We start from the raw sequence: 16,478 nt of genomic DNA on the forward strand, positions 1-16,478 counted from the left end.
GAAATTGATAGCACTATCAGGGACAAAGGTTAATCTTATAAACAGTACTAAAGAGTTGTTAGAAGAGCTTTATTACTGGCGGTTTGAAGATTCTCAACAAGAAGCGAAAAAATGGAATGGACCATATATTTCAGAAGCATGGTTAAGTAAAGACCAACATCGCAAGCAATGGATAGAGGAAATAGATATTTCGAACGGTGTACCCGCATCGCTCATAATTACCGTAGCTGGCAAAGCGATTGGTTACGTCGGAGCTTATTGGGTGGACAAAAACACAAAATGGTTAGAAACGGGCGTTGTTATTTATGACACGGATTATTGGAATGGTGGCTACGGCTCTGAAGCTTACCAACTGTGGATCGACTTTTTGTTTACAAATACCAATTTGCACCGACTTGGCATGTCAACTTGGTCAGGCAATAAACGAATGATGACCGTAGCGAAACGGCTCGGAATGACAGAAGAAGCGCGTATTCGAAAGGCACGTATCGTAAATGGACAGTTTTTTGATGCGATTAAAATGGGGATGTTGCGAGAGGAATGGGAGCACGAATAAAACAAAAAAAGAACTAGCCAATTGGCTAATTCTTTTTTTGTTTAAAGAAGTATATCAAACTATAAAATACGTTAAAACTGATAACAAAATAGATGTGATGGACATTGCAGCAAGTGGCAAGAGAGCACGTTCTCGTAAGTCACGTAAGCTGACATTCAAGCCAAGCCCAACCATTGCAGCTGTTAACAACCATGTAGTTGTAGTCGAAACAAGGTCGCGTAATGCTTCTGAGAATGGAACGATAGGACCCAGTACATAGCTTCCCAAAATACTTAGGACGATAAATCCGAGCAGGAACCAAGGGAATTCGACTTTAGCAGCAGTTTCTTGGTCTTTGTCTTTCCGTTTCATCATGAAAATAAAAATAAAGCAAAGTGGAACTAGTAAAAAGACACGGCCCAGTTTTCCAAGCAAAGCCATTGCGAGCCCATCTTCTCCAGCAGGAGCACCGGCTAATGCAACGTGAGCGATTTCGTGCAAACTAATGCCAACCCACATGCCATATTCAATGTCATCAAGAGGTAAGAATGGGCGGATAATCGTATAAGAAATGGCGAAAATTGTTCCCATTAATGCAATGATGCCGACACCAATCGCAGTATCTTCATCTTTTGCTTTAATAATCGGTGCAATAGCAGCAATTGCTGCTGCACCACATACGCCAGTTCCAACTCCAAGAAGTAAAGAAATGGTCTGATCGGCTTTAAAGCGTTTTGCGAGGCATACAGTTACTAAAATTGCAAATGCGATAACGCCTACATCGCGCACTAAGAGCCAAAGACCATCACTCAACACGGTATTAATGTTTAGTTTTAATCCATATAAAATAATTGCGACACGCAGTAAGCGTTTTGACGAAAACGTAATACCAGAACGAATGGCAGTTGGATAGCCAAAAAGCTGTCTGTAAAACACAGCGATAATTATTGCGCATGCCAGTTGGCCAATTTGATCGAAACCTGGTACTTGTGCTAACAAATAGCCCAAGAATGCCAGTAGAAATGTAAACAGTATACCACCGAGCAGTGCCGTTTTGGGCGAAGTCGGTTTGTTCAGTTTATTGTTAAAAGCAGACATCATATAACCTCCTGCTACAAGCATAGAAAAAGAGTGTTCATTAGTAAAATAAATATATAGAATGTAAATAATAAGTAAAAACGAATGTGAGGTGCTCTGGAAAATGGATCAACGATTAGAAGTATTTATAAAAGTAGTTGAAAAGAAAAATTTTTCTAAAGCAGCAGAAGAGTTACATATGACACAGCCTGCTGTTAGCCAATATATTCGATCGTTAGAGGACTCGACAGGTGTGAAATTATTAGAGCGAACAAATAAGTACGTGCGTGTGAATAAAGCAGGCGATATTGTTTTCCATCATGCACTTGAAATCAAAGAATTATACGCAAAAATGAGTCACTTACTCGATGATTTGACCAACAAGGCAAGTGGATCTATAGCAGTGGGCGCAAGTTATACATTTGGCGAATACTTATTGCCAACGATTATTGCTGAAGCTAAAGAACAATATCCAGGTATCAAACCAACCGTCACGATTGGTAACACCACTACGATTGCTGCACTGGTACTAAACCATCAATTAGACATAGGAATCGTCGAAGGTCATTTTAAAGACGTAAAGGAACTGAAAACAGAACCCTTTGCGAAAGATCGTATGGTCATCGTCGTACCAGCCAATCACCCGTTGGCAAACCTTATAGGTTCTATCTCAATTTATGAACTCACTGACGAAACTTGGATATTGAGAGAGCAAGGATCTGGCACACGAGAAGCAGCTGAAGCAGTCTTCCAGAAGTTTTCTCTATCGCCTAAATCCATTATGCACTTTAGTAGCACGCAGCCAATCAAAGCGATGGTTGAAGCAGGAATGGGTATTAGTTTGCTATCAGAGTGGGCGATTCAAAAAGAATTAAAGTACGGAGATATTAAAGTACTAAACGTCAAAGAGCTACCATACACACGAGATTTTTCGATCGTAACACGCTCGCCATTTCAAACAAAAGCACTGTCTGCGTTTCTTAATCTATTAAAAGATCATAAAATTGTAAATGATTTTAAAGCTGAACAATAAATGCTGCTGGTTAGTTCGTAAAGGTTTCAAGACAATGGTGAACGTTCGTAAAATGAAATGATACATTTACGAACGTTCTTTTTGGGGTTTTATGCTGATTCTATAGTGTTCGTAAAGGTGTACTTTTACGAACGGTTTTCTCTGTAAAATTAGCTAGCTTTTACATCTTTCCATTGGTATATTAAGGAAATAAAGAAAAAGAACTATTCGGTGTGAAATCAGGAGGAGTTATTTTGAGTCAGACATTAACCAAAGAGGTCATTTATACAGCTTCCTCCCTGCTAGAAAAGTCAGTAGAAATCGTTGATGCAGACTGGAGAGACAAGTACGGGTTAGCAGTAATTCTTCGTAGACATAAGAAAACCGTTGTTCAATTGAATGGTGTAGAAATAGCAGTGAGCTTTACATCATGCAAACTAACGAAGATTCGTTGGATTGATGACAATCGTTTTTTGACAGCTACCTATGAAAGTGACAAAAGGAATATATTCATTGTCGACTCGTCTGGAAAACTTCTCTATTCCTTCAAGGGAGGAGAGGCGTTCGAAGAGATAGTCGTTGGGAAAGAAGGAATCTGGATTAGTTATTTTGACGAAGGGATTTTCGGTAACGGGATCTCTACCGAGGGACTCGTACTTTTCGATATGACCGGCAACATCCTCTTACGATACCATTCCGATTTATTGAATCCCAATACAATAGCTGACTGTTATGCTCTTTGCAAAGGGAGAGGAACGTCTGTCTGGATTTTTCCTTATACTGATTTTCCTCTGGTTGAAATAAAGTCAAAAGAGCGAACGAGTCGCACATATCCGGTTCCTGAATTGCTGCATGGCGCCCACGCACTATGTATCAGAGGAAAGTACGCTTACTTTTTTGATCCTTACAATTCCAATCAGAAAATGTATCAGTTGAAAATTGGCACACAGAAACCATTGCTTTTGGGAACCGTCCAAGGAGCCCTAAGAGGGCTAGATCCATCAGAAACTAACCACTTTATCTCCATTTCACTCAATCAGGAGATCGTACTTTATCAAGTAATGAATGGGGATGAATATCAATATATTTGAGACTGCAGTTTGCTTAGATTTGAATGTAACTTATGTGCAGTTAAGTTATATTCGCAGATAGAAAGAGTGGGTTTATTTTGCTGCTTGTACAAAGGGGGAGATTGTATGGATGTTACAAAAGTGATGGCTTACTTCAGCATAGTTGGTAACCACTTCCAACCTGAGAAAATAACTGAAGAACTCGCCATTCAACCAACTGAAACGCATGTCAAAGGAGATATTATCAAGAAAACCAGTACTACTACTTCATCTGGAACCAGAAGATGGGTAGAGACCGACTGGACATTGAGTACAGGATATCAAGAATCACCTGACATCAATGATCAACTCAAACCACTTTTGCGTTCGCTTGAAGGAAAAGAGAAAAACTTAATCCGGCTGAAAGAAGAATATGAATTAACGTATATTTTTATGATTGTCATCGAAATAGAAAATAATGAAAAACCTGCTATGTATTTTGAAAAAGACATTATCAATTTTGCTAGTACCATAGATGCTGAGATACAATTTGATCTTTACATATACAGCTAAAGGTTTATGTGTTTTGAATGTAACTTAATGTGAATTAAGTTACATTCACATCACTAAACAAGGCGGTGCTAGAACGAATAAGCATAGATTAGGGGGGTAGTGGTTATGGAAGAATATATACTTGTAAAAAGTATCATTGATGAGTGGGATCCGATTGGTTTATTAGGTCTTGGATGCCCAGATGACGAATATCTTCCTGAAATCAGAGACATTGTAGCGCTCTTGCCTCATGCGAAATCGGTTGATGAACTTGCATTAAGAATCCGGCAAGTTTTTATAAAATGGTTTGAGGAATTTTTATCAATCGAAAAGTGCTATCCGGTAGCTTTGAAAATATGGGAGGCTGCTAAAAAAACATAGATTTCTTTTTTAGGGGATCTGAATGTAACTTAATAGTAATTATGTTACATTCAGTTTCGCATACTTATCAATCTAAAATTAATTGGCTTTTCAATTAGTTTTCTGAATTAAAGGAGTTCATTATGTTTCAAAAGAAGAAAACAGCAAATCCAGTGAAACCGAAGATTTATGTCCCCATTTTATATACATTTTTTCTAATGGTCTCTCTCGTACGTTTAATTCACGATTTATATACCAATAAAGATGCAGGTCTAGTAAGTAATATTTTAATAGCTGTTCTATTCTTTTCACTATCGCTTTTCAGTTGGATTATTTTTAAAAAACATTCCACCTTATATCAAAATTCCTTACATTCTAAGCATCTTAAGTAAAGATGGTTTTGGCAAAATCTGAATGTAACTTATGTCTATTTAAATTACATTCAGTACCCCCATTCCATTAGCTTTTCCGAAAATCTCAACAAAGTTGAGTTTACGAGAAGAAATGATACATTCAAAAATAACTCCATATGGCTCTAAAGCTGGAATTTCTTCAAGATAAAAATTTACATATGGTTAGATTATTTGAAGGAAGGGAGAATTGGACTTGATGAATAAAGGGATACAAGATCAATTAAATAATCTTTGGGGAACGGTCATTACCGACGTACAAGTGGATCTGTTGAATGATAATCTTACCATTCAGCTGGAAATTCATGAAGATGGCCGTATTAATTTTCAAACGTTAAAGTTTATTGATGTTGCTGCTTTTTACTACGTTAAAGACAATTTAGAAAATCGCTTTAATTTCTATGATCGAGAAAAAGTTTATTATTTGGAACTGACCACTATTGATCATGTAGAAAACAAAAAGTACGATTTCCAAATTAAATCTACTAGTGATAAGGAATGGAGCGCACAATATAATACTGACGCGAATATCGTTATCGAAATATGGGAATCGGTTTTATTTATAGAAGCCAGAAGAATTCAATTAGGGGATCAGGTTTTCGAATTGAAAAAAATATAAAATCTTTGATATTTGAAAAATCAGCTATGCGGAATGGATATCAAATACGACTGAGCTTGAACTTTGTAGCCACTTTTTTAGGTTTACATATCGCAGCTTATTGGAAGTATGTTCACGAAAAAGTGACAAGTAAAAAGAAGGAGATATTCGGAATATAGCCGAATGTCTCCTTCTTCTACTAAAAGCTTATACTGTTCGCCATAGTAAGACTCTGCCTTTATAAGCAATCAGACTGACAATGCTCAATAAAATTCCAGACAAGATGAATACGCCACGAATGCCAAATACGTCTGCCAGAACACCCATCAAAAGGGAAGCAATCCCAAAGGTTCCGGTACCAATTGCGCCGAGTGTAGTAAATACGGTTGGCAATTGCGCTTTGGGGACACTTGTTTGAACCACCGTCTGTTGCGGAATATTTTTAATCTGACCAAAAACCCCAACCAAAAAGGAAAAAAGCAGTGCGAGCATTGGCAGGCTCGTCAACCCAAAGAAGATGGTGACCAAGCTGCTGGAGATTGCACCAAGAAAAATAAACTGGCTAAGCTTCTGTTCGATCCAATTCGAAAACCGTAGACAGAACAAGCTGCCAGCGATTAATCCTAAGAAAAAGGCGCCATTGATGAACCCCCACCATTTTTCAGCTGCCAACAAGGCATCACTGACAAAAACATAGAGAATCGCGGCAATCCACACCGTCCCAGCTATCGTCTCCAGGACATCCATCCAGACAATTCGCTTGAGTACAGGTGAAGTGGAGACCGTTTGCCAGTCTTGGCTGATTTGTTCCCATTTTCCTTGCTCCTTCGATGGCGTAAAGTCGACCGTCTCCAAAAAGCTTAATAGCAGACTCGAGACCAAAAACAAGCCGGCTGTTAACCAGACCAATTCAGTTGCAGAGAGCCAAATTAACAAGGAACTACCAACAAACCACATGGCAGTCTGGATCAGCTGAGTGACTGTTTCCGTAATGCCATTCGCCTTCAGCAGCTGTTCACTCTTCACATAATTCGGAATAAGCGACTGTGTTACGGGATTAGCACAGCCATCCAGTAAGGCGACTAAGCTGATAACCAGAAACAGTCCGTAAAAATTGGCCAGCGAGAGTTGCGGTAGAAAGAATGCCAGAACGATTAGCAACACCGTTTTGCCCATCTGCGAACCTGCCAACAGCCATTTCAGGTTGAAGCGTTGTATCAACAAAGGTGTTAAGGTGTTCGAGATGAACATCGAACTGGTGATGGTAAACGGTACGAAAGCAGCTGCAGTAGCTGATCCGGTCAATTCAAAAATAACGTAAATGATACTGACAATGTACAAGACATCGCCAATGTTGGCAAGTGATTGCCCAGTCAGCAATAAGTTGAAATTTCGATTCAGTTTCATTATTCAGTTCCCCCAAGAAGTCAATTCGTAAATGATTTCTACTAAAGGGGATTTATCAAATTGGGCTAGTTGTCATGTCAGCAGTTCCTTTCCGATTGAAGATAAATCTTTGGGGGACTTCGATTTATCGAGAAGTTTGATTATTTTCATTATACGTGAAGTTATTAGAAAATAAATGGAGACTAAAGAAGAATTTGGATATAGTAAACGAAAGTATCGTTTTGTTGCCGGTACGTAAGAAATAGTTTAATTCAATATATAAGGGGAGTGTATATATGTTTACTACTAAGGGAGCAAAAATCCTTGACGGTACACCCAATTACTTGGTGATTGAAGAGGTAGGAGAAATAGATTCTGTAAAATATTTTGAAGAGGTCTTATACGAAATGAAAAAATATATTAAAGAGAAGGAAATTCAATCTGTTTCAATCGTTCTTAATGAAAAAGAAGCTGGATATACTCAATATACAAGCCTACTTGAAGAGTTCAGTTATCAAAACAAGAAACTCAATACTTTTACAAACGTGAACTTGCTTCTTTCGAAGTTTTGAAAATGAAAGCATCTCTTGAAATAAAATCACTGGAAGAAACAACGAGTGATGTATTTATAAAGTCTTGGACAGAGGCTAGTGTCGGTTCGCTGAATGCTTCAACTCCTTTTTCGTCTCTTTCGGTCGAAAAAGAATTTGAAGGGATGAAATCCGAGCTTGGCTCGGATTATAAAAAAAATTGTCTAGTTATTTTTTATGAAAATCAGCCAATAGGCGTGACAATGCCTCAAATTGAACAGGGAACTATTGATGAAGGTAGACTGTTCTATTTTGGACTCATACCATCTTTCCGCAACAAAGGTTGGGGTCAATATCTACACAATGTTTCACTGCATCTTCTCAAAAAAATGGGCGCTACTTACTATATTGGCGCAACCGGACAAAATAACATTCCCATGCAGCGAATATTTCAAGCTAATGAATGTGAACTGATTGAAAGAAAATTTATTTATAAACTGATTACTTAGATGAACTTTTTTTCTAGTTTACATATCATCAGTTTATCGGAAGTAATTTAGACTTAAACTAATTAAAGCAAAAGAAAGAGAAAATGCGTTACATGCGCATCTTCTCTTTCTTGTTTAATAAGTATAATTTGCAGTGGATAATCTCAAAAAGAAATGACGAGTCCGTTCATTTTTCAACTTCAATCACAATGTCTTCCAGTATCACTTTACCATTCCCTGTCTTGAAATCGGCTATTTTCGACTTTGGGATTCCCGCGGTATCCAGTGTCGGAGTAATGAATATCTTTGTGGCATTTGGGTCTAATTTGGTGAACGTCGTACTCCAGTTCATATGAGCCAAATCAGAACCATAACCCCCATTTCCTTGACTGGCATAGACGTTTCCTAAATCGTCTTTTACTGTCAGATCCACAGTCGACTCTTGGTTAATTGAACTGGTTTCTTCTATGCTTTGTTCGTAATAAATCGTAAATCCATAGGGAGTGGAGATCACTTTATCGACCATCACTTGAACGTCTCCCAGCTGGCTCACTTGATTCACGACTTTGGTCTTACGGTCCGGTGCAGCTATTGTAAAGTCGAACTGCCAATCGCCTTTGATTTCCTTAGCGTTTTCCCCGTTGTATACCGTGAAACTGCCAACATCCCAAGTGATATCGGCTATGTCCAAGTTTTCACCCTCTAGCGCGCTTCCGGTCATCATGCCCTTGTATTCACGGGCGTTTACTTTCCTGATTTCTGAACTGCCGCCCAGTGCATGGACTCCTTTGATATCAAATTGGTTTGTTAAGGGATGATCTCCTAAATCGTAGTCGCTATGGATGGTGAATGTGAGTGTAGCCGTTTCGCCATCGAAAATGGCATCATTCAACATCACTTTGATGCCATTGCTTTCTTCGACCATACCCAGCGGTGTAGAGTGGACTTTGTAGTCGTCATAAAACCCTGTTTTTTCATCATCAAAGTACGTAAACAGGTTTCCGATTAACGGAATTTGGCTGGCTGCTTGCGGAAATGAAAAACCGGCAGCTACTGTAGAAAATCCAACGATCACCGCAGCGGCAACGATTCTCTTTGTCCTACGCACCGGCTGCTGTTGCCGGATGCTTTGTTTCAATCGCGTTTTTACGCGGGTGGTTTCCACTTCGTCCACTTCGGCTTCTTCGAACGCTTCGGCATCTACCTCAAGGCGGCTCAGTAACTGATAAATATCCTTCATGCAAAACTACCTCCTAACTTATTCCTTGAACACTTTTCCTGCAGCCGTTTCTTGCCGCGGTAAATCCGTTTGTCAATCGCGGCCTTTGTCAAACCCATGTGGAGGGCGATTTCTTCATTGGTCATGTCCAAAAAGAATTTCATCACCAAAATGTCCCGGTCCAATACGTTCATTTCCCCGAGGCGGATACCGCTGCCTAGGAGCAGGGAGAGGATGGCTAAATCCCGTTCTTTGTCTCGATTAAATCGTTGACGAGAAAGGGCATTTTTAAAAGTGCCCACATACTCCTGTTCTACAAACTGGAGGAAATCATTAATTTTGTGCTCGTTCAGGATGACGGAGCTGATTTTCTGGGCACGTCGGCTAGCCGTCTCTTTCATCAAGTAATTAAAGAGCAATTTCAACGCATTCACTGAGAGCGTCACCACGGCGTTGCCGCGCTTTTTCACGGTGTTATTCTCCTGGGTAAGGGATTCTTCCTTCAGGAATTCAATGTAGTGCTCCACGTCCTGCTTCTTCAGTTCCGCCAAAACGGAATAGGGGATGGAAGCGGTGTCCGTAGCCTCTGCCAGGCCTTCCCGACCGATAGAGGTACTGCAGCAACGTATCCGTGGACAGGCCAGCCCGCTTTTTAGAGCGGACGTATTCAATGACATAAAAGGGCACGCTTTTCAGATGCGTTTCAATCCGCTGGAGGATCTGGAGTTTTTCGGGTGTCAGTGGCATATCATGTAAGCCTTCTTTTAAATAATCCTTTTCATTTGTTCGCAAATTTTAATTTAAGCAAACAATTAAACGGGAAAAGCGATTTATCGAACCGCTTTTAGGATTCTGCCTTTAAGCGACTTGCAGGAACGTTATACCGTATTAAATGTGCTGGAGAATAAGGGACAGCTGGGACAGGAAGATAAGAAGGCGGAAGATTTCTTAAAGGTAGAAAAATCGGAAAACAGCCCCTTTATCTGCCTTAAAAGTACCGTTATTAATAAAATGTATTAATGATAGTTAATCGAATAGAATGCAGCACAAAAACTAACTTGAATTGAAATAGAGAGTACAGAATTTATGCATTGTATAACAATACGAGAAAGATTAAATGGATTTTAAAGAATAAAAAGATTTTATAATAAATTATAATTTTATTTTTCTAAACTAATTATACTGACAAATTTTCAATTTCAATATGAATATTTAATTATATTATAATGATAATACTGTATTTTTTATGAATCTTAAGATTCATGACTTTTTTACCGCATTTAAGTAATATAGATGAAGTTGTTCCAATTATTGTTTTAGCTAGGGGGGAATTAATAAAACGTCTTATTAAGTAACTATAAAAGGGGAAAAAGAGATGAAGAGTATCAAAAAGATTTTAATCTCTGTGATTGTATTTGCGATGATCTTATCGATTGTGCCAGTCAGTAACTTCGTGCAGGCAGAGGAAGAAAAACAAGTATCAGCTAGTAAGCAAGTTGTAGATGAAAATACTGAAGTCACAGAACTTATTGAAGAGAGAACCATCTATTCAAAGACATTCGATAACCATGATGGGACCATGACGACGGAAATTTCCCAATCACCTTTACACTTTGAGCGTGAACCGGGAGTGTTAGAAGAGATTGATAATACGCTGACAGCCGTTGACGACGGGAAAATTGAGAATGATAACAATGTATTCAATGTTCAATTTGATGAGGTCAAAGAAGTTGTATCGGACGGAGTAAGCATCACTGAAGAAGACTACAAAGTGAAGATGAATCTGAACGAGATGGTCATCGAAGATGAAGTCCTTGAAGCAAATCCTTCAGAAGCTGCAATCTTAGACAATACAGTCACGTATAAGGATGTTTTTGAAGATATCACCTTGAACTATACTCTGGGTGATGACTTTGTAAAAGAAGATATCGTGATTCAAGAGAGACCAGAAGCTGGTCTACCAGAAAAGTTTACATATACCATGTCATTAAACGGCCTTGATTACAAAGTCGAAGAGAATCGTATCTATCTGTTTGATAAAGCTACGCAAGATGTCATGTATGAGATTAGTGCTCCATATATGTATGATAGTTCTAGTCCAGCTGACTTCTCTTATGGTGAAGAGATGATATCTGTTCCGGAAGAGGCAAAGTCGTTCGATCTAAGCCTTGATGTACGTGAAGAAGGAGACACTTTATTTGTAGACTTGAGACCTGACAAAGAGTGGTTGAACAGCAATGAGCGTATCTACCCGATTGTCATTGATCCTACCCTCAGTCGTTTCCAAGGAGATAATGTTACGACAGACACCATAACCCGTAGCGGATTTCCAACTCAAGTCGGAGGGTTGGATACTGAGATCGGAGTAGGGCGGGCGACTACGAATGTTGTACGAAGCTTAGTACGTTTTGATTTATCCTCTATTCCAAGAGCAAGTGATGTCTTATCAGCAGACCTCAACCTGTATCTTTCTTCTACAAATGGGTCGGCCCCTATCGACGTTTCAGTTCATAGAGTATCAAAGTCTTGGAACGAGTCTGCAGCGAACTGGACGAATCGTACAAGCACGGATAAATGGCTTACTGCTGGAGGTGAATACTCTACTAACGTATTAGGGCGTGTCAATGGAATCACTACGATTCCGACTTCGATGGACGCTCGGTTGTTCAAATGGAAGATTCCGTTGATTACAGTGCAAGACTGGGTATCCATCCCAAGTAGAAATCTAGGTTTCTTGCTTAAGAGTGTCGATGAGAACCAGCCTGTCTATAAAAAGTTCTATAGTAAAGAGAGTACAGTGGGCAATCAATATAAACCGAAGCTTGTCGTAACCTACAAAACAAGTGCACGACTTGGGTTAGAGGAGTATTGGGATTATGCTTCGCATCCATTGGTCGGTGGAACAAGCTATGTGAACATCGGTACATTGAACAATGTCATACAGTACACAGATCTTTCCTTGGCGAACTATGGCGACCTTGGTTTAGGCTTCACTCGGACATATAACAGCAAAGACTCTGAAAAGTCAGCCTTCGGATATGGATGGACCTATACAGGGGACGAAAAACTGTATATCAACACACTCCAGACAAACATTGATTATAAAGATGAAGACGGTACGGTGCATGTCTTTGAATGGAACGGGACGAAATACTTGAAGCCACAAGGGTTCCAAGGTGAACTGGTCAAAGTTTCGAATACCTTATATGAAATCCGTCATAGAGATGGGCATGTATTGACGTTCACTGTACGAGAGGACACTCAAGATACAGATGTGAAGGTAGCGTACTTGACGAAGCAACAAGACATACATGGTAATTCAATCACTTATACCTATAATTCATTGAACCAGTTGACAAAGATCCGAACGGGTCTAGGTGATGAAGTGATATTGAGCTATCGCAATGGCATGATCGTGAAGGCTGAATCAAAAGGTAGTGAAATTATCTATGATTATAACGCTCGACACAATCTCACAACTGTATCCGTCAAGAAGAATGACGCTGAAAACACGACTACAATCTATCGCTATACCAACGACTTCCTAACAGGCGTTGTGGATCCAAATAAGAATGTCACATCTTTCGAATATACAGACAGCTTCTTGAACACGGTGACAGAACCAGAGTTAGTTGATGGCGTACCTTCTACGACTACCTATGAACTCGATAGGAACACCTTGACAGCTCGAACGGTCAGTGGAGAAGGAGAAGAAACCGTTTATGATTTGAATAGCAATTATGTTGTTCGAGGAATGTTACAAGGAAACACCCAGACTCTTTATACTTTAGATAATGACTATAGAATACTTACTGAACAGACCACAGTGTTTGGTGAAGATAGCTATATCAAGAATTATCAATATAATACTGCAGGAGACTTGTTGAAGTGGACAGATTCTAAAGGTGATGTGCAAGTATTCACTTATAATGCCGCAGGGAATGTGTTGACAGAGACGGATTCAGCAGGCAACAAGACAAGGAATGTCTATGATGCAAAGAACAATCTAATATCTACTATGACTCCAAAAGGAGAGCGCACAGAGTTCACATATGATCAACGTGGGGAACTCATTCAGATGAAGTTGCCTTCGGGAACTATTCAAAATTTCGATACGGACTATTTGAACCAACAGAAGAAGACGATATATACTGATCCGACTAATGGTGTCACGACTGTAACTGTCCAAGATTTAAAAGGGAACCTACTATCCTCAACAGATGGGAAGGGACAGACTACATCTTATCGATACAACCTAAAAGATGAGTTGACACAAGTTGTGGATTCAGCAGGAAATGTGACGACTTATACTTACGATAGCAATGGGAATCGTATATCCGCCACAAACGCAGCAGGTAAGACGACTCTTCTTGGGTACACTGGCCAAAACAATGTAAGCAAAGAGACTGATGCGCTAGCAAATACGACACTATATCGATACAATGCGGATGGGGAACTCAATCAAATCACGAAAGCGAATGGGGTAAGAATTGGTTATTTAAAAGATGATGTTACATCAACCAGTTATATTACGCTAAATGAAGCAATCCGATATACAACGAAGGTTGAAGGTTTGACGAACAAAGTCACGAATCATAACTTATTTGGTCAAATCACCACCTATAAAAATTCAGAGGACGGATTGTTGGAATCGATTGATTACAATACGCCTTTTGGCACAACGATTGCGTATGCATACAATCAAACTAATTCAGTGTCGTCTATTTCATACAGAAACGAAAAACTCGACTATACAAGAAACCAAAACGGACTTTTAGAAGCAGTAAGTAAAAATGATGAAATACTTGTTAGTCAAACATACAATTCAAATTCACTTCCAGTCGCACAGATTTTTTCGAACCAGAGTTCGAAATTAACTCAATATGGTACAGATGCAGCTACTTTGAAATCTGAAGAGCTTCGCCTTAAGGAGACGTCTCAATATAATAAATTTGACTATACATTCGATAAAAACTCACAAATCACTCGAATCTCTGATAAACAAGAGGATACGGACTATCAATATGATAAGCTAAATCAATTGATCAAGGAATCGTATAGTAATGGGCAGTCTATTGAGTATAAGTATGATTTTATTGGTAATCGTATTTCGAAGAAAAAAACAGTTAACAACTTAACACAAGAGACTAAATATACCTATAACGAAGCAAATCGGTTGACAGCAGTTGGTACTCAACCTTTGAACTATGATGCAAATGGTAATCTGATTTCAGATGAGAAGTATCAATATGTGTGGAATGCTTTTGACCAGTTAATTGAAGTAAGAGACAAATCAGGTAAGAGCTTGGTTGTCTATAAATATGATGAGATGGGTAGAAGAGTCTTTAAAGATGATAAGACAGCCGAGTTATATTATCGATATGATGGTAACAGCAATCAAGTTCTATTTGAAGAAGATGAATACGGTAAAATCATTAGTTCGTATACTTATGATGATAATGGAATCCCACTAACTTGGACATATAATGGGCAGACCTATTACTATTTGACAAACTACCGAGGCGATATTTTGGCTGTAACAGACGCGACAAGTAAAGTCGTTGCTGAATATACTTATGATGCATGGGGCAACATATTGTCTCAGTCTGGATCACTAGCGTCAGTCAATCCGTATCGTTATGCGGGATATCGTTATGACGAAGAGACGAAACTTTACTATTTAATAGCACGCTATTACAATCCGGAAATAGGTGCATTCCTTTCATTAGATCCAGTACGTGGGGAACTTATGAAACCTATCACCATGAACGGCTACGTTTATGCAAACAATAATCCAGTTATAAATGTTGACCCTGATGGTGAATTTGCACAATTTATTCCTATAGGTATTTATTATATATATCAAGGATATAGAGTATATAAAAGTGTAAAGTACATTAAGTTTACAGTTAGTAGTGTTGCAAACTTTATAAAAACAGCACCAAGAGTAGGAAGTGCTCTTAAAAGCGATTCATATCATAGAGCGGCAAGCTTTGTTTCCTTAAATCAGCTGAAACGCGGGAAAATATATAAATTTAAAGGGGGAGATGGAAGGACGTATGTGAAATTAAAGACTAAAGGAGAAGTAAATGGAAAGAAGGGTGTATTTGAGTATATTCTAGACAGTACAGGTAAGGTTACACATCAACTATTTGTAATAGGAGGTAAATTGTGAGCGAGGAGAATGAACAGATTGAAAATAGCTTAAGGATAAAAATCCCATTATCCTTTATTGAAGAATTGGTCTTATTGAATTGGGAAGAACTATATATGGGTATCAAGTGGAACTATGTATCGCCTGAGGCAGCAATTGAGAAAGCCATTAAATATCTGGATTTTAATGATTCTGAAGATATAATAGGTCTAGCAAGTTTATATAGTAATGAAATAAGTTCAGTAAATTATTATCTAACTAAAATTTTATCAAATAACAAATCAACAGACATAAAAGAAATACAAGAAAAATGGCTGTATCTAGTTATTTCTTGGCTACGAAAAAATCATGCTAATTATAATATTATCTATGCAGAAGTGAATTATCCTATCAAGGAATTGTTTGAAAAGATTAGCGTAGTATGGGATGACTTCAAACATCCAGAATCGTTAGGAAAAATTTTCTATAATCAAGAGGTTTTTGATAATCAAGACTTTCAAATCACTGAAGCAAACAACACTGAGGATTTTAATGTGTTTTTAAACAATTATTTATCTGAGCAATCTATTCGTTTTAAAAAATAATAGAATACAAAAATGTTTAGATTCAGTTTATAGTTAAAAGTATTTGAATTTATTATGCCCCTAGTAAATTAGCCTAGGGGTATATTCATATTAAATCTCTTTTGCTTGATTATCTAGAGTGATCTGAGAAAAGGCATTTCTTAATTCTGTTATTGAATTACGTTTCGTGTTTAATTCGTCTAGATGTTTCTAAAAATCATTCTTTAATTGGATATGTGGATTCTTCACAAGTTACCACCCGATTGTAATGCCATGTTTAGAATCGGCTTGTAGGTTTGGTTGTTTCAGTACCTTCACAAATCGAGCATTCAGATGGCTCAAGTTTAGCTGTTTGAGTTTTAGTACATCTTTATGTTTTGTCTGAATAAAAAATTTGTCTGTATTCAGAGACTATGCAATAGCTGATTTATCGATGAAGCGTTCAGCCTCCGATTTCTTAAAGAACGTCCGTTGCGAGCTTTCCTTCCTCAATCGTCACAGTGTATTTTCCCTCATCAATCTTCATTAATACCTAATCGACAGCG

Annotated in this window: 14 protein-coding genes; 10 read left to right on the forward strand and 4 right to left on the reverse strand. The window is 38.4% G+C overall.

What is annotated here, in order from left to right; translation table 11 throughout:
* Positions 1 to 4: 4 nt before the first annotated feature.
* Positions 5 to 556, forward strand: a complete 552-nt coding sequence (locus PLANO_RS07340) for a GNAT family N-acetyltransferase (RefSeq protein ID WP_038703820.1) — start codon at positions 5 to 7, stop codon at positions 554 to 556.
* Positions 557 to 610: 54 nt separating this feature from the next.
* Here PLANO_RS07340 and PLANO_RS07345 read toward each other — a convergent pair whose 3' ends face one another.
* A complete protein-coding gene (locus tag PLANO_RS07345) occupies positions 611 to 1,636 on the reverse strand; it encodes a YeiH family protein (RefSeq protein WP_038703821.1) in 1,026 nt (341 codons plus the stop codon).
* Positions 1,637 to 1,736: 100 nt separating this feature from the next.
* Between PLANO_RS07345 and PLANO_RS07350 the strand changes: the two genes are divergently transcribed.
* The 5 genes from PLANO_RS07350 to PLANO_RS07375 all read left to right on the forward strand — a co-directional run bounded on the left by PLANO_RS07350 (position 1,737) and on the right by PLANO_RS07375 (position 5,614).
* Positions 1,737 to 2,645, forward strand: coding sequence for a LysR family transcriptional regulator (locus PLANO_RS07350; RefSeq protein WP_038703822.1), 909 nt, complete (start codon positions 1,737 to 1,739; stop codon positions 2,643 to 2,645).
* 233 nt (positions 2,646 to 2,878) lie between these two features.
* A complete protein-coding gene (locus tag PLANO_RS07355) occupies positions 2,879 to 3,715 on the forward strand; it encodes a hypothetical protein (protein WP_038703823.1) in 837 nt (278 codons plus the stop codon).
* Between the two features lie 123 nt (positions 3,716 to 3,838).
* Positions 3,839 to 4,246 carry a DUF4279 domain-containing protein gene (locus PLANO_RS07360; protein ID WP_038705407.1) on the forward strand — a complete coding sequence of 136 codons (408 nt, stop codon included), beginning with the start codon at positions 3,839 to 3,841 and terminating at the stop codon, positions 4,244 to 4,246.
* A 105-nt stretch (positions 4,247 to 4,351) separates the two neighbouring features.
* Complete coding sequence (locus tag PLANO_RS07365) at positions 4,352 to 4,606, forward strand: DUF1871 family protein (RefSeq protein ID WP_038703824.1); 255 nt, start codon at positions 4,352 to 4,354, stop codon at positions 4,604 to 4,606.
* A 588-nt stretch (positions 4,607 to 5,194) separates the two neighbouring features.
* Positions 5,195 to 5,614, forward strand: a complete 420-nt coding sequence (locus tag PLANO_RS07375; RefSeq protein WP_038703826.1) for a YxiG family protein — start codon at positions 5,195 to 5,197, stop codon at positions 5,612 to 5,614.
* A 186-nt stretch (positions 5,615 to 5,800) separates the two neighbouring features.
* Here the strand turns inward: PLANO_RS07375 and PLANO_RS07380 are convergent, their stop codons facing one another.
* On the reverse strand, positions 5,801 to 7,000 hold the full coding sequence (locus PLANO_RS07380; RefSeq protein WP_038703827.1) for an MFS transporter: 1,200 nt from the start codon (positions 6,998 to 7,000) through the stop codon (positions 5,801 to 5,803).
* Between the two features lie 275 nt (positions 7,001 to 7,275).
* On the opposite strand from PLANO_RS07380, the gene PLANO_RS07385 reads away from it, so the two are divergent.
* The gene (locus tag PLANO_RS07385; protein WP_038703828.1) at positions 7,276 to 7,551 is read left to right on the forward strand and encodes a hypothetical protein; all 276 of its coding nucleotides are present in this window, start codon (positions 7,276 to 7,278) and stop codon (positions 7,549 to 7,551) included.
* A 2-nt stretch (positions 7,552 to 7,553) separates the two neighbouring features.
* Positions 7,554 to 8,018 (forward strand): GNAT family N-acetyltransferase, encoded by a 465-nt coding sequence (locus PLANO_RS07390; RefSeq protein WP_038703829.1) that lies wholly within the window; start codon positions 7,554 to 7,556, stop codon positions 8,016 to 8,018.
* A gap of 166 nt (positions 8,019 to 8,184) precedes the next feature.
* Here the strand turns inward: PLANO_RS07390 and PLANO_RS07395 are convergent, their stop codons facing one another.
* Complete coding sequence (locus tag PLANO_RS07395; protein ID WP_038703831.1) at positions 8,185 to 9,237, reverse strand: DUF4179 domain-containing protein; 1,053 nt, start codon at positions 9,235 to 9,237, stop codon at positions 8,185 to 8,187.
* Positions 9,234 to 9,893, reverse strand: coding sequence for a sigma factor-like helix-turn-helix DNA-binding protein (locus tag PLANO_RS16080; RefSeq protein ID WP_231554761.1), 660 nt, complete (start codon positions 9,891 to 9,893; stop codon positions 9,234 to 9,236). Before PLANO_RS16080 ends, PLANO_RS07395 begins: the two co-directional genes overlap by 4 nt.
* Before the next feature lie 698 nt (positions 9,894 to 10,591).
* Between PLANO_RS16080 and PLANO_RS07410 the strand changes: the two genes are divergently transcribed.
* Together PLANO_RS07410 and PLANO_RS07415 are read left to right on the forward strand one after the other, a co-directional pair.
* On the forward strand, positions 10,592 to 15,391 hold the full coding sequence (locus tag PLANO_RS07410) for a DNRLRE domain-containing protein (protein WP_038703834.1): 4,800 nt from the start codon (positions 10,592 to 10,594) through the stop codon (positions 15,389 to 15,391).
* Positions 15,388 to 15,954, forward strand: a complete 567-nt coding sequence (locus PLANO_RS07415; protein WP_038703835.1) for a DUF2247 family protein — start codon at positions 15,388 to 15,390, stop codon at positions 15,952 to 15,954. Before PLANO_RS07410 ends, PLANO_RS07415 begins: the two co-directional genes overlap by 4 nt.
* Positions 15,955 to 16,478 lie beyond the last annotated feature (524 nt).

Origin of the sequence: Planococcus sp. PAMC 21323 (assembly GCF_000785555.1) — a bacterium.
In the GTDB taxonomy this organism is placed as follows: Bacteria; Bacillota; Bacilli; order Bacillales_A; family Planococcaceae; genus Planococcus.